This window comes from Caulobacter sp. GW821-FHT10F06, from assembly GCF_058809215.1.
Genome location: NZ_JBXASK010000007.1, coordinates 252,383 through 275,222 on the forward strand (window position 1 = coordinate 252,383; position 22,840 = coordinate 275,222).

General features: G+C 67.8%; 24 protein-coding genes. 10 read left to right on the plus strand and 14 right to left on the minus strand.

Features of this window, described 5'->3' with window-relative positions; genetic code table 11:
- Positions 1–26 precede the first annotated feature (26 nt).
- A complete protein-coding gene (locus AC1RUS_RS17105) occupies positions 27–1,028 on the minus strand; it encodes a glycoside hydrolase family 43 protein (RefSeq protein WP_492917803.1) in 1,002 nt (333 codons plus the stop codon).
- A gap of 355 nt (positions 1,029–1,383) precedes the next feature.
- Between AC1RUS_RS17105 and AC1RUS_RS17110 the strand changes: the two genes are divergently transcribed.
- On the plus strand, positions 1,384–2,277 hold the full coding sequence (locus AC1RUS_RS17110; RefSeq protein ID WP_492917804.1) for an alpha/beta hydrolase: 894 nt from the start codon (positions 1,384–1,386) through the stop codon (positions 2,275–2,277).
- 28 nt (positions 2,278–2,305) lie between these two features.
- Here the strand turns inward: AC1RUS_RS17110 and AC1RUS_RS17115 are convergent, their stop codons facing one another.
- The 3 genes from AC1RUS_RS17115 to AC1RUS_RS17125 all read right to left on the minus strand — a co-directional run bounded on the left by AC1RUS_RS17115 (position 2,306) and on the right by AC1RUS_RS17125 (position 4,014).
- A complete protein-coding gene (locus AC1RUS_RS17115) occupies positions 2,306–3,013 on the minus strand; it encodes an alpha/beta fold hydrolase (RefSeq protein WP_492917805.1) in 708 nt (235 codons plus the stop codon).
- 153 nt (positions 3,014–3,166) lie between these two features.
- On the minus strand, positions 3,167–3,415 hold the full coding sequence (locus AC1RUS_RS17120; RefSeq protein ID WP_492917806.1) for a helix-turn-helix domain-containing protein: 249 nt from the start codon (positions 3,413–3,415) through the stop codon (positions 3,167–3,169).
- Positions 3,415–4,014 carry a DUF2975 domain-containing protein gene (locus AC1RUS_RS17125; protein WP_492917807.1) on the minus strand — a complete coding sequence of 200 codons (600 nt, stop codon included), beginning with the start codon at positions 4,012–4,014 and terminating at the stop codon, positions 3,415–3,417. Before AC1RUS_RS17125 ends, AC1RUS_RS17120 begins: the two co-directional genes overlap by 1 nt.
- Before the next feature lie 131 nt (positions 4,015–4,145).
- On the opposite strand from AC1RUS_RS17125, the gene AC1RUS_RS17130 reads away from it, so the two are divergent.
- The gene (locus AC1RUS_RS17130) at positions 4,146–5,360 is read left to right on the plus strand and encodes an NAD(P)/FAD-dependent oxidoreductase (protein ID WP_492917808.1); all 1,215 of its coding nucleotides are present in this window, start codon (positions 4,146–4,148) and stop codon (positions 5,358–5,360) included.
- 45 nt (positions 5,361–5,405) lie between these two features.
- On the opposite strand, the gene AC1RUS_RS17135 is transcribed toward AC1RUS_RS17130, so the two are convergent.
- The gene (locus AC1RUS_RS17135; RefSeq protein WP_492917809.1) at positions 5,406–8,171 is read right to left on the minus strand and encodes a TonB-dependent receptor; all 2,766 of its coding nucleotides are present in this window, start codon (positions 8,169–8,171) and stop codon (positions 5,406–5,408) included.
- 261 nt (positions 8,172–8,432) lie between these two features.
- Here AC1RUS_RS17135 and AC1RUS_RS17140 point away from each other — a divergent pair, with 261 nt between their 5' ends.
- Together AC1RUS_RS17140 and AC1RUS_RS17145 are read left to right on the plus strand one after the other, a co-directional pair.
- Entirely contained in the window at positions 8,433–9,362 is a 930-nt protein-coding gene (locus AC1RUS_RS17140) for an oxygenase MpaB family protein (RefSeq protein ID WP_492917810.1), read from the plus strand.
- A 68-nt stretch (positions 9,363–9,430) separates the two neighbouring features.
- Complete coding sequence (locus tag AC1RUS_RS17145; protein ID WP_492917811.1) at positions 9,431–9,661, plus strand: CsbD family protein; 231 nt, start codon at positions 9,431–9,433, stop codon at positions 9,659–9,661.
- A gap of 175 nt (positions 9,662–9,836) precedes the next feature.
- Here AC1RUS_RS17145 and AC1RUS_RS17150 read toward each other — a convergent pair whose 3' ends face one another.
- The 3 genes from AC1RUS_RS17150 to AC1RUS_RS17160 all read right to left on the minus strand — a co-directional run bounded on the left by AC1RUS_RS17150 (position 9,837) and on the right by AC1RUS_RS17160 (position 11,963).
- On the minus strand, positions 9,837–10,484 hold the full coding sequence (locus AC1RUS_RS17150) for a DUF3052 family protein (protein WP_492917812.1): 648 nt from the start codon (positions 10,482–10,484) through the stop codon (positions 9,837–9,839).
- A gap of 2 nt (positions 10,485–10,486) precedes the next feature.
- Entirely contained in the window at positions 10,487–11,290 is an 804-nt protein-coding gene (locus AC1RUS_RS17155) for a crotonase/enoyl-CoA hydratase family protein (protein WP_492917813.1), read from the minus strand.
- Between the two features lie 154 nt (positions 11,291–11,444).
- Positions 11,445–11,963, minus strand: a complete 519-nt coding sequence (locus tag AC1RUS_RS17160) for a hypothetical protein (RefSeq protein WP_492917814.1) — start codon at positions 11,961–11,963, stop codon at positions 11,445–11,447.
- Between the two features lie 200 nt (positions 11,964–12,163).
- Here AC1RUS_RS17160 and AC1RUS_RS17165 point away from each other — a divergent pair, with 200 nt between their 5' ends.
- Both AC1RUS_RS17165 and AC1RUS_RS17170 read left to right on the plus strand, forming a co-directional pair.
- Positions 12,164–12,523, plus strand: a complete 360-nt coding sequence (locus AC1RUS_RS17165) for a response regulator (RefSeq protein ID WP_492917815.1) — start codon at positions 12,164–12,166, stop codon at positions 12,521–12,523.
- A 65-nt stretch (positions 12,524–12,588) separates the two neighbouring features.
- Positions 12,589–13,203, plus strand: coding sequence for a pyridoxamine 5'-phosphate oxidase family protein (locus AC1RUS_RS17170; RefSeq protein ID WP_492917816.1), 615 nt, complete (start codon positions 12,589–12,591; stop codon positions 13,201–13,203).
- A gap of 87 nt (positions 13,204–13,290) precedes the next feature.
- On the opposite strand, the gene dksA is transcribed toward AC1RUS_RS17170, so the two are convergent.
- Together dksA and fliX are read right to left on the minus strand one after the other, a co-directional pair.
- Positions 13,291–13,719, minus strand: a complete 429-nt coding sequence (gene dksA, locus AC1RUS_RS17175; protein WP_492917817.1) for an RNA polymerase-binding protein DksA — start codon at positions 13,717–13,719, stop codon at positions 13,291–13,293.
- Between the two features lie 235 nt (positions 13,720–13,954).
- Positions 13,955–14,383, minus strand: a complete 429-nt coding sequence (gene fliX, locus AC1RUS_RS17180; RefSeq protein ID WP_492917818.1) for a flagellar assembly regulator FliX — start codon at positions 14,381–14,383, stop codon at positions 13,955–13,957.
- A 275-nt stretch (positions 14,384–14,658) separates the two neighbouring features.
- On the opposite strand from fliX, the gene AC1RUS_RS17185 reads away from it, so the two are divergent.
- From AC1RUS_RS17185 to AC1RUS_RS17195, 3 genes are read left to right on the plus strand one after another with little or no spacing between them, the layout of a single operon-like run.
- A complete protein-coding gene (locus tag AC1RUS_RS17185; RefSeq protein ID WP_492917819.1) occupies positions 14,659–15,774 on the plus strand; it encodes a flagellar basal body P-ring protein FlgI in 1,116 nt (371 codons plus the stop codon).
- Positions 15,771–16,085, plus strand: coding sequence for a rod-binding protein (locus AC1RUS_RS17190; protein ID WP_492917820.1), 315 nt, complete (start codon positions 15,771–15,773; stop codon positions 16,083–16,085). The genes AC1RUS_RS17185 and AC1RUS_RS17190 overlap by 4 nt, the downstream gene beginning before the upstream one ends.
- Before the next feature lie 2 nt (positions 16,086–16,087).
- Positions 16,088–16,534, plus strand: coding sequence for a flagellar basal body protein (locus AC1RUS_RS17195; protein WP_492917821.1), 447 nt, complete (start codon positions 16,088–16,090; stop codon positions 16,532–16,534).
- Here the strand turns inward: AC1RUS_RS17195 and AC1RUS_RS17200 are convergent.
- The 4 genes from AC1RUS_RS17200 to AC1RUS_RS17215 all read right to left on the minus strand — a co-directional run bounded on the left by AC1RUS_RS17200 (position 16,531) and on the right by AC1RUS_RS17215 (position 20,201).
- Positions 16,531–16,905 carry a DUF1801 domain-containing protein gene (locus tag AC1RUS_RS17200; RefSeq protein WP_492917822.1) on the minus strand — a complete coding sequence of 125 codons (375 nt, stop codon included), beginning with the start codon at positions 16,903–16,905 and terminating at the stop codon, positions 16,531–16,533. The genes AC1RUS_RS17195 and AC1RUS_RS17200 overlap by 4 nt on opposite strands.
- Positions 16,906–16,950: 45 nt before the next feature.
- A complete protein-coding gene (locus tag AC1RUS_RS17205; protein WP_492917823.1) occupies positions 16,951–18,015 on the minus strand; it encodes an alkene reductase in 1,065 nt (354 codons plus the stop codon).
- Positions 18,016–18,128: 113 nt separating this feature from the next.
- Entirely contained in the window at positions 18,129–19,718 is a 1,590-nt protein-coding gene (locus AC1RUS_RS17210) for an ABC-F family ATP-binding cassette domain-containing protein (RefSeq protein ID WP_492917824.1), read from the minus strand.
- Positions 19,719–20,033: 315 nt separating this feature from the next.
- Positions 20,034–20,201, minus strand: a complete 168-nt coding sequence (locus AC1RUS_RS17215; RefSeq protein WP_492917825.1) for a hypothetical protein — start codon at positions 20,199–20,201, stop codon at positions 20,034–20,036.
- A gap of 197 nt (positions 20,202–20,398) precedes the next feature.
- Here AC1RUS_RS17215 and AC1RUS_RS17220 point away from each other — a divergent pair, with 197 nt between their 5' ends.
- The gene (locus tag AC1RUS_RS17220) at positions 20,399–22,804 is read left to right on the plus strand and encodes a TonB-dependent receptor (protein WP_492917826.1); all 2,406 of its coding nucleotides are present in this window, start codon (positions 20,399–20,401) and stop codon (positions 22,802–22,804) included.
- The last annotated feature ends 36 nt before the right edge of the window (positions 22,805–22,840 follow it).

Genomic DNA, 22,840 nt, shown 5'->3' on the forward strand with positions numbered 1-22,840 from the left:
GCAGACCTTCCCGAGGCTGGCCTTCGTCAGGGCCTCGGCGCGGAAACGCCGGCCTCGGTCTGCACGACCGGCTGCAGCGAACCGTCAGCGTTGTAGCGCAGGCGCTCGACCGTCACCGCCCGACGCCCGATCGCGCCGTTCTGATCGCCGACCGCCAGCGCCGCGTTGTGCAGGAAGATGTACCACTCGCCTTTGAACTCGGCGATGCCCGGGTGGATGGTGAAGCTGTACTTGCCAGCCCCGGTCAGCTCTCCGCGATAGGTCCATGGACCGGTGATGGCCGGCGCAGTCGCGTAGGAAACGTGCTCGTCGCGCTGGGTGGAGCGGTCGAGCGAGGCGTAGGTCAGATAGTAGAGGCCGCCGCGCTTGTGCAGCCAGGGCCCCTCCTCGAAATGCGGAGGCGTGATCTCCGTGATCGGACCGTCGATCTCGATCATATTCGGCTTGAGCTTGGCGATATAGGCTTGGCGATTGCCCCAGGCGATCCAGGTCGTCCCGTCGTCGTCGGTGAAGACGGTGGGATCGATGTCCTCCCAGCTATGCGTCCCCTTGGGCGTCATCTCGTTGGTGATCAGGGCCGACCCGCGCGCGTCGACAAACGGCCCGGTCGGTCGGTCCGACACCGCCACGCCGATGGCCTTGCCGGGGTGCGTGGCGTCGTGCTCGACGGCGGCGTAGAAGTAGAACTTGCCGTTCTTCTGGATGGCTTGCGACGCCCAGGCGTCCTTCTTGGCCCACTTGAAGTCCGTCGCCTTCATGATCGGCGGATAGGCCGTCCAGGTCTTCATGTCCGTCGTGGAATAGACCAGCCACTCGCGCATGTTGAACATCTCGTCGCGCTGAGCCTCGTCGTGGCCGACATAGAGGAACAGGCGATCGCCGACGACCAGCGGGGCGGGATCCGCTGTGAACCTGTCTCGAAACAGGGGGTTCGACCCCGGCGCGACGCCCACGCCGTCGCTCGGCTCGGACGGTGAAGCGACGGACAACGTCGCGGCCAGCGCAAGCGCCATCCAACCCAAACCCATCGTCGTGCTCCTCCCAGAACGGCTGGAGATTTACTCAGACAAAACCGGTCGTCAATCGTTCGATCCGTTCGCGACGCTGTCCCGGCCAATACGGCGCTCACGGCCCCAGCGCTGCCTGTCGCCCAGACAACACGGCGTGAAACACGAATATGCGCTCTCCGATCGCTATTGCGAGAACGGTTTCGTTAGCGCTACCATTCCTCAGACATGAGACCCTTGATCGCAGGCCCGGACGGGCTCGCCCAACGCCTCATCGTCACGACAAGAAGAGCAAAAAGGGAGAAACGCCTTGAGACACCATGATCTCGCGTGGTCCGCACGCCCAAACCGGCGCCTTCGCGCCGGCCTCGCCGGCTTGACCCTGGCGCTCGCCCTGGCCAGCGGGGTCCAGGCGCAGAACGACAAGATGACGCCCATGGCCGTCCCGGCCCAGCCGAACGCGATCACGCTGGACACCGGAGCCCTGCCGGGCGCGACCTCGCCGGAGGCCTGGCACAGTCAGTACGGCAGCACCTTCGCCCGCAATGTCACGGTGGCGACGCTGACGCCCTTCCTGCCGGACCCGGCCAAGGCGACGGGCGCGGCGGTCATCGTCGCGCCCGGCGGCGGCTTTCGCACCCTGTCGATGGAGAACGAAGGCTGGAACGTCGCCCGGGCGCTGGCCGACAAGGGCGTGGCCGCCTTCGTGCTCAAATACCGGCTGAACCCGACGCCGCCGGACATGCCGGGCTTCGAGCGCTCGATGAACGAGCTGTTCTCGACCACCGCACAGCGGCCTCGACCCGATCCGCAGGCCGCGATCGCGGGCCTGGCTCCGCAGATCGCCGATGCGCGCGCGGCGTTCGCCCTGGTCCGAAAACGGTCGGCCGAATGGAAGGTCGATCCCGACCGCGTCGGCATGGTCGGCTTTTCCGCCGGCGCGATGCTGACCCTGGCCACGACCCTGTCGGGGGACGACGCCAAGCCCGCCTTCATCGGCCTGATCTACGGCCCGATCACGCCCGTGACCGTCCCCGCCGACGCCCCGCCGCTGTTCGTGGCCCTGGCCGCCGACGATCCCTTCTTCGCCAACAGCGGTTCGGGACTGATCGACAGCTGGCGGGCGGCCAAGCGCCCGGTCGAGTTCCACCTCTACGAACAGGGCGGGCATGGGTTCGGGATGTACCAGAAGACCACCACCAGCACCGGCTGGTTCGACGCCTATGTCCGATGGATCGGCATGCACGGGATGCTGAAGCCCAAGCCCTGATCCCGGTCGCGGCGGGGGAGGCTCCCCCTCACCTCCCCCGCCCGTCGATGAAGTCGATGACCTCGCCGGCGAACGCCTTGGGCCGCTCCAGGTACATCAGGTGGCCGCTGTCGGGGACGACCACGCGGCGGGCGCCGGGGATGGCGGCCTCCAGCGCCTTGGCTTGCTCCCGCACGTCCTTGATGTCGACCGCGCCGACCAGGATCAGGGTCGGGACGCGGATCTCGCCCAGGCGCGGCTTTGCGGCTCCCAGGGATCGCTCCTGCATGCCGGCGGCGACATTGCCGGGATGGGCGCGCAGCAGGTCGGCGACGCGCCTGCGCTCGGGCGCGGCGTTGCGGGTCAGGATGTAGGGGTCCTTCACGGCGCTGTTGACCGCGCCCAGCTTGAACAGGATGAGCAGTTTCAGGCTCCGGGCGATGAAGCCGTACGAGGCGTCGAAGCCGCTGATCCAGGGGCCGACCAGCACCAGCCGATCCACGGCCTCGGGATGGGCCAAGGCGAAATCGACCGCCACGCCGCTGCCCGACGACGAGCCGATCAGCGTCGCGTGCGGGATGTCGAGCGCCTTCATCAGGGCGGCCAGGTCGTGGGCGGGCTTGTAGGGCGCGATCGCCGGCGGCGAGGCGCCATAGCCGCGCCGGTTGTAGCGCACCACCCGGTAGCGCTGGCACAGCAGCGGCCAGATGTCGTCATAGGCGGCCGAGTGCAGGATGCCGTCGTGCAGCAGCACCACGGTCTGGCCGCCCGAGCCGCAGGTCTCGTAAACGATCTTGCCGCCGTCGACGTCGAGAGTCTTCTGGGCGGCGCTCGCGACGCCGACGCAGAGCAGCAGGCAGCCGCGACGGGCGTTGAAAATCTCATCGGAGGTCTCCGGGGTTGGGCGCCGTCAGCCGGCGCGTTTCAGCTCGTCGTCTTGCGCGTCGGGCGGTTGCTCGGCCTGGTATTCCAGGATGTCGCCGGGCTGGCAGCGCAGGTACGCGCAGATCGCTTCCAGGGTCTCGAACTTGACCCCTTTCACCTTGCCCGATTTCAGCAGGGACAGGTTGGCGTCGGTGATGCCGATGGCGCGGGCCAGCACGTTGGAGCGGACCTTGCGGCGGGCCAGCATGACGTCGAGGCGAAGGACGATGGGCATCAGACGAACGCCTCGCGGTCTTCCTCGATCTCGCGGCCGACCTGCATGACCTGGCCGATCACCAGCACCAGAAGGCCCAGCACGAAGGCCTGCAGGCTGGCCATGTGGGCCCAGCTCCTGTCGATCTCGTAGCCGGTGGCGGCCAGGGCCAGGTGGCACAGGAACGGCGAGACGGCGTAGGCGCACAGCCACAGGCCGATCCGCTTGAACCGCACGGCGACCGCGCGGGAGAACACCTCGCCATCGGCGTAGTGCCGGAAGAGGTCGCGCAAGCTCCAGAACAGCATCAGGATCGGCGCAGCCCGCACGATCCCGACCAGCACATAGACCAGGCGGTGGACTGGCGGCAGTGAGCTGAAGGCCACGGCGTTGGCCGGCGCGTCGCCGATGTAGCAGTTGTCGGGCCCGATCTTCACCAGGTCCCCGCGATAGAACAACATCGTCGCGATGGCCGTGACCAGGATGGCCGCCGACAGCGCGAACAGGCGGGTGAACAGGCCGGCGATCCAGCCGCTGCCGATCCGCACCCGGCGATGGGCGGCGCTCTCGGGCGGACGGGACGTTTCAACTGCACGACCGTGGCCATGGCGCTCCTTCATGACGCCAAGCTCAATTATAAAAAACTTTCTGTCAAACGATATGAATCTTGAGCCCGCATTGCAGAGCATCGGCGCAGCCGTGGAACCGCCATGACGCTGGAGAGCTAAGGCTCGGCTTACAGGGAGTTGCTATGACCGGAGCCACGATCAAGCGCGATTTGCGGACCGGCCGGTCGCTGTGGGCGGACAGCCCCGGCCTGGGCGTGCCCGTCCGGCCGCTGACGGCGGCAATCAGCGTCGACGTCGCCATCGTCGGGGCCGGAATCAGCGGCGCCTTCATGGCCCACGAACTGTCGAAGGACCGCTCGGTCGCGGTGCTGGACCGCCGCCCGCCCCTGATGGGATCGACCATGGCCTCCACCGCCCTGCTGCAGTGGGAGATCGACCTGCCGCTGACCACCCTGGCCAAGGCGATCGGCCCGGACAAGGCCAGGCGGGCCTACCTGCGATCGCGCTCGGCCGTAGACGCGCTGAAGCAGATCGTGGCCGAGGAGCGCATCGTCTGCGGCCTGAAGGACAAGGGCTCGCTCTACTTGGCCGGCGACGAACACGGCCATCGCGCCCTGGAAGCCGAGGCCGAGGCGCGTGCGGCGATCGGGCTGGACAGCGTCTATGTCGGTCCAAGCCAACTGCGCGAGCGGTTCGGGATCGATCGCACCGGGGCCATCGTCTCCAGCGGCTCGGCCAGCGGCGATCCGGCCCGGCTGGCCGCCGGCCTGCTGCGGCGAGCCCAGGCGCGGGGCGCGAAGGTCTGGTCGAAGGTCGAGGTGCTGCAAGCGCTCAGCGATCCGGACGGCGTGACCCTGCTCACCGACGCCGGCCACGCGGTGCGGGCCAAATCGGTGGTCTTTTGCTGCGGCTACGAATTCCCCAAGGGCGTGCCGACACCTGGCGCGCAGGTGATCTCGACCTGGGCCATGGCGTCCAAGCCGCGCCAGCGCTGCCCGGCCTGGCTGCGCGACACCCTGGTCTGGGAGGCCTCGGATCCGTACCTCTATTTCCGCATGGGCGGCGACGGACGGCTGATCGTCGGCGGCGAGGACGAGGCCTCTCCGGTCGCCCACGAGGACAAGGCCAAGCTGGAGCGCAAATGCCGGACCATCGCCGGCAAGCTGAAGGCGTTGTTGCCCGAGGTGGACTTCGAGATCGACTACGGCTGGGCCGGGGCGTTCGGATCGAGCGCCACGGGCCTGCCCAGCATCGGCCCCGTCCCGGGCATGGACCACACCTGGGCGGTGATGGGCTTCGGCGGCAACGGCATCACCTATTCGGTGATCGCCTCGCAGATCGTGGCGGCCCAGATCCGCGGCGAGGACGACCCCGACACCGACCTCTACCGCGCCTGAGACCGCTGGCGGCCCTCCCCCGAACGAGGAAGAGCCGCCCTCGGATCAGAAGTTGTAGCGCACGCCCAGCAGCACTTCGCGGCCGGTGTGGTGATAGGTCGTGGTCATGTTTTCCACGCCGTTGAACTGGTACTGATACTCGTCGGTGAGGTTCACGCCCTCGAGCGTCAGCTTGAAGTTCCGGTTCACCGTGTACTGCAGCGACGCGTCGATATTGAGCGTCGAGTTGGTGCCGTCATAGGCCGTGCCCGAGGCTGTCTCCGCGCCCGGCACCTTGGTGTAGTAGCGGTCGCGATAGGCGGCCGAGACGCGGGCGCTCCACCGGGCGTCCTCATAGTAGAAAGTGGCGTTGTAGGCGTTGCGCGACAGGCCGGTCAGGTCGGTCGTGGCGACCACCGCCCCGGTGCTGTCCAGGTAGTTCATCTCGGATTTGACGTAGGTGTAGTTCAGCAGCGCGCCGGTGTTGGCCAGGAGGCCGGGCAGGAACTTGAAGGCCTGCTGGTAATTGATCTCCACGCCCGTCAGCTTGCCGCCCTCGGTGTTGACCGGCCGGCTGAAGGTCCACAGCGTCGAGGCTGAGCAGCTGGTTGTCGTGCCGCAGGCGGCGGTGGCGACGCTGTCGGGCAGGCCATAGCTGTTGCCCGTGAAGGCGCGGCTCTCGCTCAGGGTCTGGACGAAGCTGCCGACGTCCTTGCGGAACACCGCCACGCCCAGCAGCGAGCCCGGCTGGAAGTACCATTCCAGCGACACGTCATAGGCGTTGGCCCGGAACGGATCGAGGTTGGGGTTGCCGACGCTGACCGTGCGGGTCGAGCCCGAGACGCTGACCGTCGCGCCCGGCGTCAGGCTGCCCAGGTCCGGCCGCGACATCACCTTGGCCGCGCCGAAGCGGACCAGGAAGTTGTCGCGCGGCTCGACCACCAGGTTCAACGACGGCAGGGTGTCCTCGTACGATCGCGAGGTCGACAGGGCCACCGGCGAGCCGCTGACATAGGTGTAGCCTGACGAGGTCTGGTCGGTCTTGACGTAGCGCACACCGACATTGCCGCGCACGGGCAGATCGAACAGCGTGGTCGAGAAGTCCGCCTGGACGTAACCGCCGCTGTCCTTTTCCTCGACGCCGCGGTTGTTGCCGAGTGCCGGCTGAGCGCCCAGTTTGAACGCACCGCCATAGGCGGTCTGGTCGTACAGATGCAGCAGGCTGGTGGCCTTCTCCAGGTCCGGCACCAGCACCGACACGCTGCCGATATTGACCACCTTGCTGTAGCTGGCGATCGACATCGCGGCGATGGCCGAGGGGATCACGCCTTCCTGGTTGGTGCTGGTGCCGACGGTGCGGCGCAGCTCGGTCGAGGCGAATTCGTATTTCTTCAGATCGACGCCGCCGTGCAACTTGAAGCCGTCGGCGAACGTGTAATGGGCGTTGGCCTGGGCGGTGTCATAGGTGTTGGTCGCCGTCTGCGGCCGCTCGCGGATCTGCGACAGGGTCCAACCCGAGGCGCTGGTCAGGTTGGCCGTGCCCCAGTTGAAGGTCGGGTTGGTGCTGTCGGTGTAATCGTAGCTGTAGCCGTCGACGTCGTTCTGGTCGAAGGTCAAGGTGGTCTGGACCGGGTTGGAGTGCTCCGACTCCGAGCTGCCGACCAGGGCGTCGACCTTGAACCTGTCGGTGAAGCTGTGCTCGGCGGTCAGCGAGCCTTGGGTGAACTTGGTGCGCAGCTTGTCGAAGCGGTCTTCGACCCGCAGGTCGACATTGTTGAACGTGCCCTTGGTGATGACGCCGTTGTTGATCGTCGCCGAGGTCACTTCCGTGCCGCCGATGCCGGTGGCGCCGCTGACGCTGAAGCCGACGGCCTCAACATACAACTCCTCGCGGGTCGAGCGCAGGTCGGCATAGAGGCCGTCGAACGAGACCAGGGTCTTGTCGGACGGCGCCCATTGCAGGGCCAGGGTCGCGCCGAACCGCTCGTTCTCGGACTTGTAGAGGTCGTAGCGCGGAATGCGCGGGTGATAGGCCGCGTTGATCTGGGCCAGGGTCAGGGCGCTGTCGGATTCAGAGCCGAAGCCGCCCTTGGCCCAGCGCACCGTGCTGTTGCCCTCTTCCACCAGCTTGCGCTTGGAATAGGCGAAGGAGAACAGCGCCCCGAAGGTGTCGTCCTTCCAGGTGTTGGAGATCATAAAGGCCGCGCGCGGGCTCGTCGTGCTGGCCAGGTCGTTGTAGCTGGCCTGGGCCGAGGCGGCCATGGCGAAGCCCTTGTAGTCGAACGGCCGGGCGGCGCGCAGATCGACCGTCGCGCCCAGCGAGCCCTCTTCCGTCGAGGCTTCCGCGGTCTTGCGCACGGTGATGCTGTTGAACAGGTCCGAGGCGAAGATGTTGAAGTCGAAGCTGCGGCCGCGATTGGTGCCGCCCGACGAGTCCGACCCGCCGGCCGTGGTCAGGGCCTCCATGCCGTTGATGCGCACGCGGGTGAACTGCGGACCCAGGCCCCGCACCGAGATCTGACGACCCTCGCCGCCGTCGCGGGCGATCGAGACGCCGGGGATGCGCTGGATGGATTCCGACAGGTTCAGGTCGGGGAACTTGCCGATGTCCTCGGCGAGGATGGAGTCGACGGCGGCGGCCTCTTCGCGCTTGGCGTTCAGGGCCTTGGCCAGGCTGGAGCGGAAGCCGGTGACGATCACCTCTTCCACGGCGGTGTCCTCGGCGGGCGCTTGTTGCGCCTGCGCGACGCCGGCGAAGCCGACGGCGACCAGCAGGGCCCCGGCCGAAACATGGGCCTTCAGCGCACGACGGCGCGACGATGACGTGAGCATGTCGGTTTCCCCTCAACATCGCCGGCTTGTTGGTGGCCGGCTTCAATTCGAGGCGCGACAGCTCGCGCCCTCTGAGGTCACGTCGCTAAATGACACCGGTGTCGCGAATGTTTGCAGACGTTGAGGCGGGCTTGCGAAACGTGTCGGGATTGTCGCGCGAAGCCTTGCCCCGCCTGGCTTCCGCTGGGGCGCCCTATCAGAAACGATAGCTTGCGACGTCCGCTCCGCGACCCGACTTTTCTGCGAGACAGGAGACCCGCCATGACCCAACCGTCCTCGTACCTGGGCTGGAAGATCGACTACGCCAATCCGCCGGGCGAGCCGGCCTATCTGCATCCTGGCTCGGTGCACTGGCGCGTCTACAAGAACCCCATCGCCCTGGCGATCGGCGGGGTGGCCGCCGTGCTGCTGGAGTTCGCCGACGCCCGCATCCGCTCGGGGGTCTGGGACCACTCCACCTACAAGGTCGACCCGATCGGCCGCTCCAAGCGCACCGGCATCGCCGCCATGGTCGGGGTCTATGGCCCGCAGAGCGCCGCCCGGCGGGTGATCCAGGGGGTGACCAACATGCACACCCGCGTCGTGGGCCAGACGCCGTCCGGCGAGGGCTACAAGGCGCTGGACGTCGAACTTCTGGACTGGGTCAGCGCCACCGCCGGCTATGGCTTCCTGAACGCCTATGACCGCTTCGTCTCGCCGGTCTCGGAGGCCGACAAGACCCGCTTCTACGCCGAGGCCGGTCCGATCGCCTCGTTGTACGGCGTACGCTATTCGCCGGGCTCGACCGCCGACTTCCTGGCGATGATGGACAAGCTGGCCCCGCGCTTCGAGCCGCATCCGATCGTCGGCGAGTTCCTGGACATCATCCAGTCGGGCAAGGCCGCGCCCAATGCGCCGAAGTTCCTGCACCGAGCGCTGGCGCGCGGTTCGGTGTCGCTGCTGCCGCCGATCGTGCGCGAAAAGCTGGCGCTCGGTCGCGAATACGACCTCTCGGCCTTCGACCGGTTCGCCCTGAAGGCCGCCGGCAAGCTGGCCGACCGCATCCCCGTGCCGAACTCGCCGCCCAGCCAGGCCAGCGTCCGCCTGGGCCTGCCGGCGGACTTCCTCTACCGCAAGCCGGCGGAGCAGCAGCGCCTGCTGGCGACCCTGTCGCCGAGGCCCGATGACGGAGCCCTGCCGCAGGCGTCCTAAGGCTGGTGGATCGCAATGGCTCCGCTTGCGTTCTAACCGCGCAATCTTAGCCGTTTGGAGCCCCGACCATGAACCGATCCCCCGCCCTTCTCGCCCTGACGCTGGCCCTGACCGTGGCGGGCCTGAGCGCCTGCGACCGGGAAGCGGGCCGCAAGCAGGAGACCGTGGGCAAGGTCGAGTCCGGCGTCGGCAAGGTGATCGGCGACAAGGACCTCAAGAGCGAAGGCAAGAAGGACAAGGTGGCCGGCAACGTCAAACAGGGCGAGCTGGGCGACGCCATCAAGGACGCCAAGAAGTAGGCGGCCAGCGCCGGACGCCCCCTCCGTCACGATGCGTATGCGTATTCGCATCGCGCCACCTCCCGTTGCACGGGTGAGGAGAAGATCGCGCCATTCCTCCTTCCCCTGTGAAGCGGGGGAGGTGGCGCGGCGCCGATAGGCGACGTGACGGAGGGGGCGTCCCGCGTCCCCGCCCTCACACCTCGTCGTCGAACCCCTCGTCCTCGTCGACCGGCTTGGCCACGGCCTTGGGCGTCTTGCGTTTGACGAAGCGCAGGGCCGTGTGGGTCTTGGAGAACGAGCAGACCTTCGTATCGGACAGGCCAAAGCCCCGCGCCGCGCTTAGCACGTCGGTGTCCTTCAGCGGCGCACCCTTGCCCTTCTGGGAGACGATCCAGATCGCGCCCTTCTCGGCCAGGCCGCCCATCAGGTCTTCCAGGCGGTCCAGATCGGCCAGGTCGTCGGCGGCCAGGAACAGGATGTCGATGTCCTCGTCGGCCTCGACAGGTTCGACCCGGGTCGACAGTTCGGCCAGGAAATCCTCATCGTCGACGCCGTCGATCACGATCGTCTGGCCGGCCTTGACGCCCAGCTTGTCCAGGCGACCCGGCGGATTGAGGATGGCGTGCAGCCACTTGTCGGCCTGGCCCGGCGGCAGCGAGAAGCGCGTGCCGTCGCTCAGCACGAGGTCGTCGCCCTCGACGCGAATGTCGCGCAGGGCGTGGCCCTGGTAGATGCCGCGATAGGCCCCGCGGAAGATCAGCTTGGGCGGCTCCCACAGCAGCTTGCCGTCGCTCTCGCCGTCTGACAGCTGGCCCCAGACGCCGCTCAGTTCCTTGCCCATCCTCAGGCTCCCTTGAACACCGGGGCGCGCTTTTCGAGGATCGCGTCGACGCCTTCCATGTGATCCTCGGTGTGGTGGGCGATGGCCTGGGCGGCCGCGCTCATTTCCATCAGCGTGTCGTAGCTGGCGGTCGTGCCGTGCTTGAGCAGGCTCTTGGCCATGCGCAGGGCGTGCGGCGGCTGCTGGGCGATCCGCGTGGCCAGGGCCAGGGCCTCGTCCATCAGGGCGTCGGCCGGCACGGCCTTGCTGATCAGGCCCCAGTCGGCGGCCTTCTGCGCGTCGATGACGTCGCCGGTGAACAGCAGCTCCGCCGCGCGGCTCATGCCGACAGTGCGCGGCATCAGCCAGGCGCCGCCGTCGCCGGGGATCAGACCCAGCTTCAGGAAGGTGACGCCGAACTTGGCGGTGTCGGCGCCGATGCGGATGTCGGTCATGCAGGCCACGTCGCAGCCCAGGCCGATGGCCGCGCCATTCACCGCCGCGATCGACGGGACTTCCAGGCCGTAGATGGCCCGGACGATGCGGTGGATGTTCTTGCGATAGCCGTCGCGGACCTTGACGCCGTTGCCGCCGAACGCGCCCTCGCGGGCCTTCATTGCCTTGACGTCGCCGCCGGCCGAGAAGGCCCGGCCCGCGCCCGTCAGGATCACGCAGCGGATGTCCTGGTCGTCGTTGATCGCCTCGCAGGCCGCCGCCACCTGGTCGCCGTCGCCCGGCGCGCCCAGGGCGTTCATGGCGTCCGGACGGTTCAGGGTGAGGATGGCGATGTGACCGCGCTTCTCGGTCAGGATCAGGTCTTGCGACATCGGGCGGGCGCTCCTGCGGGCTTGTTTTCCGCCTGCATAGCGCGGTTCGCCCCGTCACGTCGCCTGCCGTGGGCCCTCATCGACCTTCGGACGCGAAGATCGGCAGCGCATGGGCTCCCGCCATCCAGCAACAGGAGCCCATGCGCCTATCGACCTAGTCGCGACGAACCGCGCCTGAGGCCGAACCGTTGGTCGACACGGCCGCGCCGTCACGACTGACGTTGGCCGACGCGCCGGCCGATCCGGAAGCGTTGGACTTGCCCTTGCGGGTGGTGATCAAGCCGCCGCCGCCCGCGCCCGCGCCGGTCGAGACGCCCTGGTCGGAGATCGAACCCGATCCATAAGAGTTCAGGCTGGCGCTGCCGGCGGTGTCGGTCGCGGCGTCGGCGGCGCTGCGCGCGGTCGACGTGGTGCGGGCCTTGGCCCTGGACGCCCGGTGATAGACGTCGTCGGTCGTGCCTTGGACCCGCGATGTCGTCCCGCCGAGGTCCGGCGAGAGGCGGCCCCCGCCGCTGACCGTTCCACCGGCCGAGCCGGTGACGCCGCCGACCTGGCCGCCCAGGCTGCCGGTCAGGCCGCCGCCGCCGCCCAGCACCTGGGCGCTGGCCATCGACGCGGTCGCCAACAGGGCCGCGGCCGAGGTCGCGGACAGAAAAACGGAAAAGCCACGCATGATATCCTCCAGCTCTGCTTGCGCCGGTCGCGGCGCCGTCCTGGGGATCAAACGTCTGAAATCGCAGTTTTTTCCATGACCGTCGATTTTTCGGCGGCTCGCGTTTTGCGTGCAGGCGCGCAGATCACGAAAACGCGATTAGCGCGTCAGCTCGCCCACGCGTTGAAGTCATCGTGGGACGATAAAGAAGGCAGCGGCGAATGACCGTGCACACCAAGGCCCGCCATGTGCTGATTATCGAAGACGAGATTCTGATCGCCTTCGAAGTAGAGGCTCTCCTGGCCGAGCAGGGCTTTACGAGTTTTGACATTGCGGACTCTCCGCAAGACGCCCTCGCCTTGGCCCTTGCCCACAAGCCCGACCTGATCACCGCCGATTATCGGATCGTGGGCGGCACCGGCGTTGAGGCCGTCGAGGCCATCCATGACCGCCTGGGCGAGATCCCCGTGGTCTATGTGACCGGCAATTCCGATCTGCTGCTGGGCCGCAAGCCGCCGGTGGTCGGCAAGCCGATCTCGCCGGGTCGTCTGGCGGAGGCCTGCGCCAGGGCCTGCGCCTAGCCGCCGTCGACGTCTGGAATCACGGTCAAGTTGCGCCTAACCTGCGCGGGGCACAGGGAGGGACGATGACCACCATCACCACGCTCGAAGCGCTGGAGGCGATCTACGCGCCCGCGCCCGTCCCGGCCTCCACGGTCAAGGTGACCGACCACATCACGCCGGACTATCGGCGGCTGATCGAAGCCTCGCCCTTCGCCGCTCTGGCCACCATCGGCCCCGAAGGCCTGGACTGCAGCCCGCGAGGCGACAAGCCGGGCTTCGTCCGCGTCGCCGATCCCCGCACGCTGATCCTGCCCGACCGGCGGGGCAACAACCGCATCGACAGCCTGCGCAACGTGGTCCGCGACCCGCGCGTGGCGCTGCTGTTCCTGATCCCCGGCTCGGGCGCCACCTTCCGGGTCAATGGCCGGGCCGTGATCAGCGTCGATCCCGAGCTGCTGGACAGCTTCGTCATGGACGGCAAGGCGCCGCGCACGGCCTTGGTCATCACCGTCGACGAGGCCTATTTCCAGTGCGCGCGAGCCATCGTCCGCTCGGGGCTGTGGTCGACGGAGGCCCAGGTCGATCCGAGGTCCCTGCCCACGCCCGGCGCGATCCTGGCGAGCCTGTCGGCCGGCCAGGTGGGCGGCGAGGTCTATGACCGCGAGTGGCCCGAGCGGGCCGCCAAGACGATGTGGTGACGGGCGGGCGACGCAGGCCCGCAAACGAAAGCGGCCCCGGGGTCTCCCCCAGGGCCGCTCGAAAACACATAGGCCTCAAAACGTCGCTTAGTCGTCGCGGTGGACGCGTTCGCGGCGCTCGTGGCGCTCCTGGGCTTCCAGGCTGAGCGTCGCCGTGGGGCGGGCTTCCAGCCGGGCCAGGCCGATGGGTTCGCCGGTTTCCTCGCAATAGCCGTAGGAGCCGTCCTCGACGCGGCGCAGGGCCTGGTCGATCTTGGAGATCAGCTTCCGTTGGCGATCGCGGGTGCGCAGTTCAAGCGCCCGATCGGTTTCCGAGGACGCGCGATCGGCCAGATCGGCGTGGTTCTCGGTTTCCTTCTGGAGATGAGCGACCGTCTCGCGAGATTCGCGGAGGATCTCTTCTTTCCATTCCAGCAGCTTCTGCTTGAAATACTCAAGCTGCCGTTCGTTCATGAACTCTTCGCCCTCGGAAGGACGATAAGTCTTCGTATCGACTAGAACAGTGGCCGTTTGCATTAACGCCTCACGCCCCGATGAACTCAGCCCTCGACGGGCCGGGTGCTTATACCAAAACAATAGCCGCGTTCAATGAACCTCGCGTGAGCGGCGCGTTCACGCTCGCTCCACCCGCGATATCCGCCTCGGGCGCGGCCCGCGACATAGGTAGAAACGCGCGAAGCCCGCGCGCGCAACATGTTGATTTCGCTGAGGGCGATCGCCAGGACATCGTCCGTGGTCGTCGCCGCGCGCATCAGGCGCCCCGCGCCTGCTCGAGCTTGGCCTTTTCGACCGCCGCCCGGGTTTCGATCTCGTTGAGCACCCCGTCCAGCCGGGGGTCGTCCGTCGATTCGCGCTGCTCGCGGATGGCGCGGGTCAGCTTGTCGAGCGTGCCGGTCGAGACGTCGCCGTCCAGAAGGGCGATCTTCACCTCGCCCAGGATGTCGAGGATGTTGTCGGCCCGCTTGACCTGCTTGCGCCGGCGCTCCAGCGGGTCGCCGTTGGCCTGCAGGGCCAGCAGGGCGTCCAGAGAGCCGATGCCCGCCAGGCCGCCGACCGAGGCCGTGCTGGCCGCGCCGCTGGCCGCGTTCACCGAAGGCAGGGAAAAGCTGGAGCCGCTGCTCGAGGCCTTGGCCCGCGATGCGCCGCTCGCGCCTACGCCCCCCGTGCTCGAAACCTTCATGACAACGTTGCTCCAACGCTTCCAACTTGAGCGCGGCGGGCGCCGAACCGCTTACGCCTTCGGCCGCCACGCTTACGCACGGGCGAGTCACTTCCCTCACCGCCTCATCATAATCCTCCCGGCCGCTTGCGGTATGGTTAATGCCGGGCAGAATCTGCCGAAGGGCGCCGGCTGGCCTGCGTCATTCCGCACAATCCCTTACGACTCAAGCCTTTGAGATTGGCCCGCTTTTGGCAAGAGGCGGCGTGGGGACGTCTCCCCGCAGCAGGATTGCCATGTCGCGTTCACTTCTACGCACCGTTCTCGCCGTCGCCGTGACGGCCTGCGCCCTGATCTCGGGCCCGGCCTTCGCCAAATCGCGCATCAAGGACATCGTCTCGTTCGAGGGCGTGCGCGAGAACCAGCTGATCGGCTACGGCGTCGTCGTGGGCCTGAACGGCTCGGGCGACAGCCTGCGCAACGCGCCGATGACCAAGCAGAGCCTCGAGGCGATGCTGGAGCGGCAGGGCGTCAATGTCCGCGACGCCAACCTCAACACCAAGAACACAGCCACGGTCATGGTCACCGCCAACCTGCCGCCGTTCTCGGCCGCCGGTTCGAAGATCGACATCACCGTCTCCAGCCTGGGCGACGCCAAGAGCCTGCTGGGCGGCACCCTGCTGGTCACCAGCCTGCAAGGCGCGGACGGCCAGACCTATGCCGTGGCGCAAGGCACCGTCCAGACCGGTTCGGTCTCGGCCGGCGGCGCCTCGGGCAGTTCGATCACCAAGGGCGTGCCGACGGCCGGCCGCATCGCCAGCGGCGGCGTCATCGAACGCGAGACAGGCTTCCAGATGGTCAACATGGACATCATGCGCCTGACCCTGCGCAATCCCGACTTCACCACCTCGCGCCGCATCTCCGACGCCATCAACGGCAAGTTCCCCGGCTGCGCCCAGGCCCAGAACCCCACCGTCATCGCCACGCGCCCGCCCGCCGGCATGGACATGATCAGCTTCATGACCGCCATCGAGAACCTGGAAGTCGAGCCCGACGGCCCGGCCAAGGTGGTGATCGACGAAGTGGCCGGCGTCATCGTCATGGGCGACGACGTCCGCATCAGCCAGGTGGCCATCGCCCAGGGCAACCTGACCATCTCGGTCCAGGAAACCCCGGCCGTCAGCCAGCCCGCCCCCTTCAGCCAGGGCCAGACCAAGGTCATCCCGCAATCGACCGTCAGCGTCGACGAGGAGAAGGGCAAGAAGCTGATCACCCTGGGCGGCGCCTCGTCGCTGAAGACCCTGATCGGCGGCCTCAACGCCCTGGGCGTCACGCCCCGCGACATGATCTCGATCCTGCAGGCCGTGAAGGCCGCCGGCGCCCTGCAAGCCGACATCGAGGTGATCGGATGAGCGCGCTTTCCGCCCTCGCGACGCAGGTCGACACCCTGGCCGGCGCCACGGCCTCTTCGGCCAAGGAACTGGCCAAGCGCGGCCAGATCAAGGAAACGGCCCAGAAGTTCGAGGCCTCGTTCCTGTCGGTGATGATGCAGTCGATGTTCGAGGGGGTGAAGACCTCCGAGCCGTTCGGCGGCGGCCAGGGCGAGGACATGTTCAAGTCCCTGCTGACCGAGGCCATGGCCAAGGAAGTCACCAAGTCCGGCGGCGTCGGCCTGGCCTCGACCGTCCAACATGAAATGCTCAAGCTTCAAGGGTTGAAGTAGCCATGGCCCTCGCCGCATCCGGTCCCGACGATCGCGTCGACCAGCTGGTCATCCTGACCGAGCGCCTGACCGACCTCATCGCCAAGGAGGCCACGGCCTTCGAGAACCGCCGTCCGCAGGACGCCGCCCAGTACGTCGAAGAGACGGCCCGGCTGGCCAATCTCTATCGCCACGAGTCCGCTCGCGTGCGCGCCAACATCGCCCTGATCTCCGGCGCCGATCCGGCCCTGCGCCAGCGCCTGATCCGCGCCACCGAGGCCTTCGACGCCGTGCTGGCCCGCCAGGCCCGCGCGCTGAACGCCGCCAAGACGGTCACCGAGGGCTTGGTGAAGGCTGTGGCCGAGGAAATCTCCAACCAGCGCGCGCCGGCGTCCGGCTATGGCAAGGGCGGCCAGATGAACAATCCGGTGTCCAGCGGCACCGCCATCACGCTGAACAAGAAGGCCTAGGCGGTCGCCGCGATCCAGCGGCCGACCAGCGCCTTGATCGCCGCCCCCCTGGCCTCGATCTCGGCCCCGTCCTTCAGGGCGATGACGCCCCGGTCGGGCGCCGGCCATTTGGCGAGCTTCGCCTCGTCGACGAATTTGAAGCCCTCGGCCTCCAGCGGCTTGGCGCCGCGATGGAGCACGATGCGATAGCCGCCCTTGGGGTTCAGCCCCAGGGTCACCCGGTCCCGGCCTTCATGGGCAAAGCTGGGCGCGTTCCACTTGATCTCTTCGACCAGCCTCGGATCGGCGTTCAGGACCAGCGTGCGCAGCGCGTCGACGTCGGCGCGAACGGCCGGGTCCAGCGCGGAGAGATAGACTTCGACGGAGATCATGGGGGAGCGTAACCCTTCTCCCACAAGGGGAGAAGGGCCAGCAATCTAGGCCGGAACGGCTTCGAGGAACGGGTAGTCGGTGTAGCCCTTCTCGTCCGGCCCATAGAAGGTCGCGGGATTCCAGGGGTTCAGCTCGGCGCCGATGCGCAGGCGCTTGGGCAGGTCGGGGTTGGAGATGAAGTCCTTGCCGAAGGCGACGGCGTCGAACGATCCGGCTTCCAAGGCCGCGTTGGCGGTCTCGGCCGTGAACTTCTCGTTGGCGATATAGACGCCGCCGAAGGCCTTTTTCAGATCCGCGCCCAGGCTGTCTTCGGCCTGGTATTCACGCGCGGCGATGAAGGCGATGCCGCGCTTGCCCAGCTCCGTGGCCACATAGCCGAAGGTGGCGGCCAGGTCGCTGTCGCCGATGTCGTGGCTATCGGCGCGCGGGGCCAGGTGGACGCCCACGCGGCCGGGACCGAACACCGAGATCGCCGCGTCCGTGGCTTCGAGCAAGAGGCGGGCGCGATTTTCGATCGGACCGCCGTACTCGTCGGTGCGCTGGTTCGTGCTGTCCTGCAGGAACTGGTCGAGCAGGTAGCCATTGGCGCCGTGCAACTCGACGCCGTCGAAGCCGGCGGCCTTGGCGTTTTCAGCGCCCTTGCGGAAGTCCTCGACCACGCCCTTGACCTCTTCGGTGGTCAGCGCGCGGGGAACGACATAGTCGCGCTCGGGACGCAGCAGGCTGACATGGCCCTTGGCGGCGATGGCGCTGGGGGCGACCGGAAGCTCGCCGTTCAGCAGACTGGGGTCGGAGATCCGGCCGACGTGCCAGATCTGCATAAAGATGCGGCCGCCTTCGGCGTGGACGGCGCGGGTGACCTGCTTCCAGCCCTCGACCTGCTCTTGCGACCAGATGCCCGGCACGCCGGCATAGCCGACGCCCTGCGGCGAGACGGGGGTGCCCTCGGTGATGATCAGGCCGGCGGTGGCGCGCTGGCGGTAGTACTCGGCCATCAACGCGTTGGGGATGGCGGTCGGACCGGCCCGCAGACGAGTCAGCGGCGCCATCACGACGCGGTTGGGCAGGTCCAGGTCGCCAAGGCGGATAGGGTCGAAAAGCGTGGGCATGAAGCAGCCGTCCTAGATGGGGTTCGCCGCCGAGCGGCGCGTGCACCCCATGTGGCGCCGCGCCGCAGCAAAACAACCGCCACAGCCTCGCAGTTCTCCTGATCGCCTGTCGGTCAAAATCTGCAACCGAGCCGGATACGGCGCTCGACTCCGACTGCGTCAAGGAAATCGGCGTCGTGGCTGACCGCCAGCAGCGCGCCGTCATAGCCGGACAGCGCCGCCTCGACGGCCTCGATCGAGGCGAGGTCCAGGTGGTTGGTCGGCTCGTCCAGGATCAGCAACTGCGGCGGCGCGGCCCCGCACAACACGCAGGCCAAGGCTGCGCGCAGTCGCTCGCCGCCGCTCAGCGTGCCGGCTGACTGATGGGCGGCGGCGTTGCGGAACAGGAACCGGGCCAGGGCGGCGTGGGCGTCATTGACGGTGGCCTCCGGGTTCAGCCGGCGAAAGTTCTCCAGGATCGTCTGGCCGTCGTCCAGCAAGGCCGCGCGCTGGTCGAGCAGGGCCGCCGGAACGCCGCGCCGGATCTCGCCCCGCGTCGGCGCCAGGTCGCCCGTCGCCAATCGGATCAACGTGGTCTTGCCCGCGCCGTTGGGGCCGATGGTGGCGACGCGTTCGGGCCCGATGATCTGGAACGAAAGGTCGGCGATCACCGGCGTCCCGTCCGGCCAGGCGAAGGACACGGCGTCGAAGTCCAGCACCGTCTTGCCGGCCGGCAGTTGCGAGGGCGGCAGGTCGAATGCCAGGGTCTTCAGCCGCTCGACCTTGGCTTCCGCCTGCGCCTTGGCGTCGGCCGCGTCGGCGGCCAGACGCTGGGCCAGCTTACCTTCGCGCGCGCCGCTGAGCTCGGCTCGCTCGGCCATCATGCCCAGCACGATCTTCGGCGTACCGCCCTTGGCCGCGAACTTGCGGCCGGCGGCGTCGCGGCGGTCCTTGCGCTCGCGGGCCTGCTGTGTTTCACGCGCCACGCGCCGGGTCTCGCGTTCGGCGTGGTCGAGGTCGCGTTCGGCGGCCTCGGCCTCCTGCGCCTTGCGCTCGACATAAAGGTCGTAGCCGCCGCCATAGGACCGCGCGCCCAGGTTCGACAGCTCGACGATGCGGTCCATGCCACGCAGCAGGCTCCGGTCGTGACTGACCACCACCGCGCCGCCCTTCCAGCGAGAGAGCACGCGGGCCACCAGCTCCCGCGCCTCGGCGTCGAGGTTGTTGGTCGGCTCGTCCAGCAGCAGCACGTCGGGCGCGGCGATCAGCAGGCGGGCCAGCGCCGCGCGGGTCGCCTGGCCGCCCGAGAGCGACCGTGATGGCCGCTCGGGATCCAGCTCCCCGAGCCCGACATCGGCCAAGGCCTGGGCGAGGCGGCCCGGCAGGTCCCAGTCGGCGTCGGAGAGGTCGGTCTCGTCGCCCTCCCCGCGCTCGATGCGGCTGAGGCGACCCCACGCGGCGGCGACGCCCAGCAGGGCGACAAGGCGGTCGTCGATCGACAGGTCAGGCGTTTGGTCGAGCACGGCGACCGTCCCCGCCCCCGCCACGCTTCCAGCGGCCGGCGCGCGTGTTCCGGCCAGGATGGCCAGCAGGCTGGACTTGCCCACGCCATTGCGCCCGACGAGGCCGATGCGTTCGGCCCCGATCGAGAGGGTCAGGTTTTCGAAGAGTCGGCGGCCGTCAGGCGTGGCGGCGGCGACGGAGTCCAGCGTGATGAAGGACATGGAAGCTCACGGTCAGGGGAACGGGAAGGACGAACAGGTCTTCCGTCGCGCTGATCATGGGAGCCTCCATCACGGGGTGAGGCGATGGATTTACGCCCGCGAGTTCAGGTTCGCAAGCTGGGCCGCGACCATCAGACTGTCGCGGCCGACGTCGGACGCCCCCTCCGTCACGATGCGTATTCGCATCGCGCCACCTCCCCCGTTTCACAGGGGAGGAGGAGTTCGGCGCGCTTCCTCCTCCCATGCGAAACGGGGGAGGTGGCGCGGCGCCGATAGGCGACGTGACGGAGGGGGCGTCTACGACCGGAGCCGAACCTAGTTCGGAACCATCGTCACCAGCACGTAGATGAGCGATCCGACCCCGCCGGCGAAGACCCAGAAGTCGCGTTCGGCCGAGCGAGGCTTGGGCCCCCTCGCGTCGCGAATGGCCTTGGCGCCCTTCTCTTCTTTTTCGGTCTTGGCGGGCTTGGCGGCCTTGCTCATCGGGCTCTCCGTTCGAGAGCATTGAAACAGCCAGATCTGAAAACCGCGCTTCCAAGCACGGTTAAGCCGCCTCAACCACGATCGCCGCAAGGTTTGCGCTGTCACGAAACCGTCCGACGATCGTAGCAAATCCGCCGAAGACCACCGTTATCCCCCGCCTCGACGCTGCGGTCGGTCGCGACGTCGAGGGGGATCTCATGACCATCATTTGGAAACTGCGCGTCGGCCTGCTGGCTACGACCGCGCTCTGCGCGTTCGGCGGCATCGCTCACGCCGCCGACCTGCCCGCGCCCGCCGCCGAAGCTGCGGTCGCCACCGCGCCGGCCGAGCCGGCCGACGCCGACAGCACCGCCGTCGACTCCGTCGTCGTCAGCCTGGCCAAGACCACCCGCTCGGCCGTCGCCCTGGGCGGCGACGAAATGCAGAAGCTGCTGCCCGGCGTGAACCCGCTGAAGGCCCTGCAGACCCTGCCCGGCGTCAACTACCAGACCGCCGATCCGTGGGGGAACAACGAGCAGAACATCACCCTGTACGTCCACGGCTTCTCCAGCCAGCAGCTGGGCTACACCTTGGACGGCGTGCCGCTGGGCGACCAGCAGTACGGCAACTACAACGGCCTCTCGCCGCAGCGCGCCGTGATCAGCGAGAACGTGTCGAAGGTCGTGTTCTCGGCCGGCACCGGCGATCTGGCCACCGCCTCGACCAGCAACCTGGGCGGCGCGATCGAGACCTTCACCAGCGACCCGCGCCCCGAGCACGGCTGGAACGTCCAGCAGACCCTGGGCAGCTATTCGGCCACCCGCACCTTCCTGCGTCTGGACACCGGCGAGTGGCGCGGCAACACGGCCTATATCAGCTACGTGCACCAGGACGCCCGCGCCTGGGACTTCCGCGGCCACCAGGGCGGCGACCAGGTCAACATCAAGTGGGTGCGCGAGAAGGAAGACGGCAAGCTGACGATCTTCGCCGACTATTCCGACAAGATCGAACCCAACGAGGACAGCATCGTCCACGTGGCCGGCGAGACCAGCGCGCCCTACACCCGCCCGTTCCTCTATCCCGACTATGACGCGGCGCTGTCGTACCTGAACGCCGCCGGCGCGCCGCCGGCCTCGGCGGGCAGCAACTTCCGCAACTATCACAGCGCCGCCCAGCGGATGGATGCGCTGGCCTACGTCAAGTACGACGCCAAGCTGAACGCCGACGTCACCTGGTCCAACCAGGTCTATTTCCACCATGACGAGGGCCGCGGCGTCGTGGCCGGTCCGATCAACCAGGCCGGCCTGCCCGCCCTGTTCGCGATCTACTATCCGGGCCAGGATCTGAGGACGATCTTCGGCGGCACCGGCTACGCCGTGCGCACCACCGAATACATGATCAATCGCGGCGGCCTGGTCTCGAACGTCGACTGGACCTTGGGCGACCACCACATCGGCTTCGGCGCCTGGTACGAGCACAACAATTCGGGGACCCAGCGCGCCTGGTACCCCTTCTCGGCCAGCTCGACCGACCTGACGCCCTACGATATCCCGACCAACAAGAACTTCACGCAGTACGCCAGCAACATCAACAATGACGTCGTCCAGCTGCACGTGCAGGACGAATGGCAGCTGCGTCCGAATCTGCGCCTGACGGGCGGCTTCAAGTCCAGCCTGCAGTTCGCCGAAGGCACGGTGCCGATCCAGCAGAAGAACCTGGCCACCAGCACCAACCCGACCCTGCTGCCCACCGGCAAGATCACCACCAAGGAATGGTTCCTGCCCCAGGTCGGCGGCGTCTGGGACGTGACCGACAGCGAGCAGGTGTTCGTCAACGTGCAGAAGAACCTGCGTCAGTTCGTGACCTATGGCGCCGGCGGCCTGTCGCCCTGGAGCCTGGGCAGCCAGGCGGCGTTCGACCTGTTCAAGAAGAACGTCAATCCCGAGACCGCCCTGACCTACGAACTGGGCCTGCGCAGCCATCGCGACCTCGCGCTGGGTCCGATCACGGGCGTCGAGGCCCAGGTGAGCCTCTATCACGTCGACTTCTCCGACCGCCTGCTGCAGATCAGCTCGACCCCGGTGATCTCGTCGCTGGTGGCCGGCGCGGCGATCCTGGCCAATGTCGGCAGCGTCAAGACCGACGGCGTCGACCTGGCCGCCACCGTCCACTTCGGCGACCATGTCTCGTTCTACGACGCGCTGTCGTACAACCGCTCGCAATATCAGGACAACTACACCACCGGCGCCGCCAACACCGTCGTGCGCACCGCCGGCAAGAACGTCCCGGGCAGCCCGGCCTGGCTGAACAAGTTCGTGGCCGCCGTGAACTTCGGCGACTTCGAAGGCCAGCTGGTCGGCGACTTCGTCGGCGAGCGCTACGCGACCTACACCAACGACCTGAAGGTCGACAGCTATTTCCAGCTGGGGCTGCAGGCCTCGTATCGCTTCCCGATCGTCGAACCGGTGCATGGGATCAAAGCGGCCAAGTTGAGCGTTAACGTCACGAACCTGAACGACGAGAAGGGTGTTTCCACGCTCGTCGTGGGGGCTGCGTCCGGGACCTACAACACGTTCCCGATCGCGCCGCGTCAGTACTTCGTGACTTTGTCTGCTTCGTTCTAATCCCCTTTTTCCACTCCCCTCCAACTTCAGGCCCCG

Coding starts and splice junctions, on each gene's coding strand:
- AC1RUS_RS17105 (WP_492917803.1), bottom strand. CDS start 1,028: ATGGGTTTGGGTTGGATGGCGCTTGCGCTGGCCGCGACGTTGTCCGTC.
- AC1RUS_RS17120 (WP_492917806.1), bottom strand. CDS start 3,415: ATGCCCATCGTCCTTCGCCTCGACGTCATGCTGGCCCGCCGCAAGGTC.
- AC1RUS_RS17125 (WP_492917807.1), bottom strand. CDS start 4,014: ATGAAGGAGCGCCATGGCCACGGTCGTGCAGTTGAAACGTCCCGTCCG.
- AC1RUS_RS17130 (WP_492917808.1), top strand. CDS start 4,146: ATGACCGGAGCCACGATCAAGCGCGATTTGCGGACCGGCCGGTCGCTG.
- AC1RUS_RS17135 (WP_492917809.1), bottom strand. CDS start 8,171: ATGCTCACGTCATCGTCGCGCCGTCGTGCGCTGAAGGCCCATGTTTCG.
- AC1RUS_RS17140 (WP_492917810.1), top strand. CDS start 8,433: ATGACCCAACCGTCCTCGTACCTGGGCTGGAAGATCGACTACGCCAAT.
- AC1RUS_RS17145 (WP_492917811.1), top strand. CDS start 9,431: ATGAACCGATCCCCCGCCCTTCTCGCCCTGACGCTGGCCCTGACCGTG.
- AC1RUS_RS17150 (WP_492917812.1), bottom strand. CDS start 10,484: ATGGGCAAGGAACTGAGCGGCGTCTGGGGCCAGCTGTCAGACGGCGAG.
- AC1RUS_RS17155 (WP_492917813.1), bottom strand. CDS start 11,290: ATGTCGCAAGACCTGATCCTGACCGAGAAGCGCGGTCACATCGCCATC.
- AC1RUS_RS17160 (WP_492917814.1), bottom strand. CDS start 11,963: ATGCGTGGCTTTTCCGTTTTTCTGTCCGCGACCTCGGCCGCGGCCCTG.
- AC1RUS_RS17165 (WP_492917815.1), top strand. CDS start 12,164: ATGACCGTGCACACCAAGGCCCGCCATGTGCTGATTATCGAAGACGAG.
- AC1RUS_RS17170 (WP_492917816.1), top strand. CDS start 12,589: ATGACCACCATCACCACGCTCGAAGCGCTGGAGGCGATCTACGCGCCC.
- dksA (WP_492917817.1), bottom strand. CDS start 13,719: ATGCAAACGGCCACTGTTCTAGTCGATACGAAGACTTATCGTCCTTCC.
- fliX (WP_492917818.1), bottom strand. CDS start 14,383: ATGAAGGTTTCGAGCACGGGGGGCGTAGGCGCGAGCGGCGCATCGCGG.
- AC1RUS_RS17185 (WP_492917819.1), top strand. CDS start 14,659: ATGTCGCGTTCACTTCTACGCACCGTTCTCGCCGTCGCCGTGACGGCC.
- AC1RUS_RS17190 (WP_492917820.1), top strand. CDS start 15,771: ATGAGCGCGCTTTCCGCCCTCGCGACGCAGGTCGACACCCTGGCCGGC.
- AC1RUS_RS17195 (WP_492917821.1), top strand. CDS start 16,088: ATGGCCCTCGCCGCATCCGGTCCCGACGATCGCGTCGACCAGCTGGTC.
- AC1RUS_RS17200 (WP_492917822.1), bottom strand. CDS start 16,905: ATGATCTCCGTCGAAGTCTATCTCTCCGCGCTGGACCCGGCCGTTCGC.
- AC1RUS_RS17205 (WP_492917823.1), bottom strand. CDS start 18,015: ATGCCCACGCTTTTCGACCCTATCCGCCTTGGCGACCTGGACCTGCCC.
- AC1RUS_RS17210 (WP_492917824.1), bottom strand. CDS start 19,718: ATGTCCTTCATCACGCTGGACTCCGTCGCCGCCGCCACGCCTGACGGC.
- AC1RUS_RS17215 (WP_492917825.1), bottom strand. CDS start 20,201: ATGAGCAAGGCCGCCAAGCCCGCCAAGACCGAAAAAGAAGAGAAGGGC.
- AC1RUS_RS17220 (WP_492917826.1), top strand. CDS start 20,399: ATGACCATCATTTGGAAACTGCGCGTCGGCCTGCTGGCTACGACCGCG.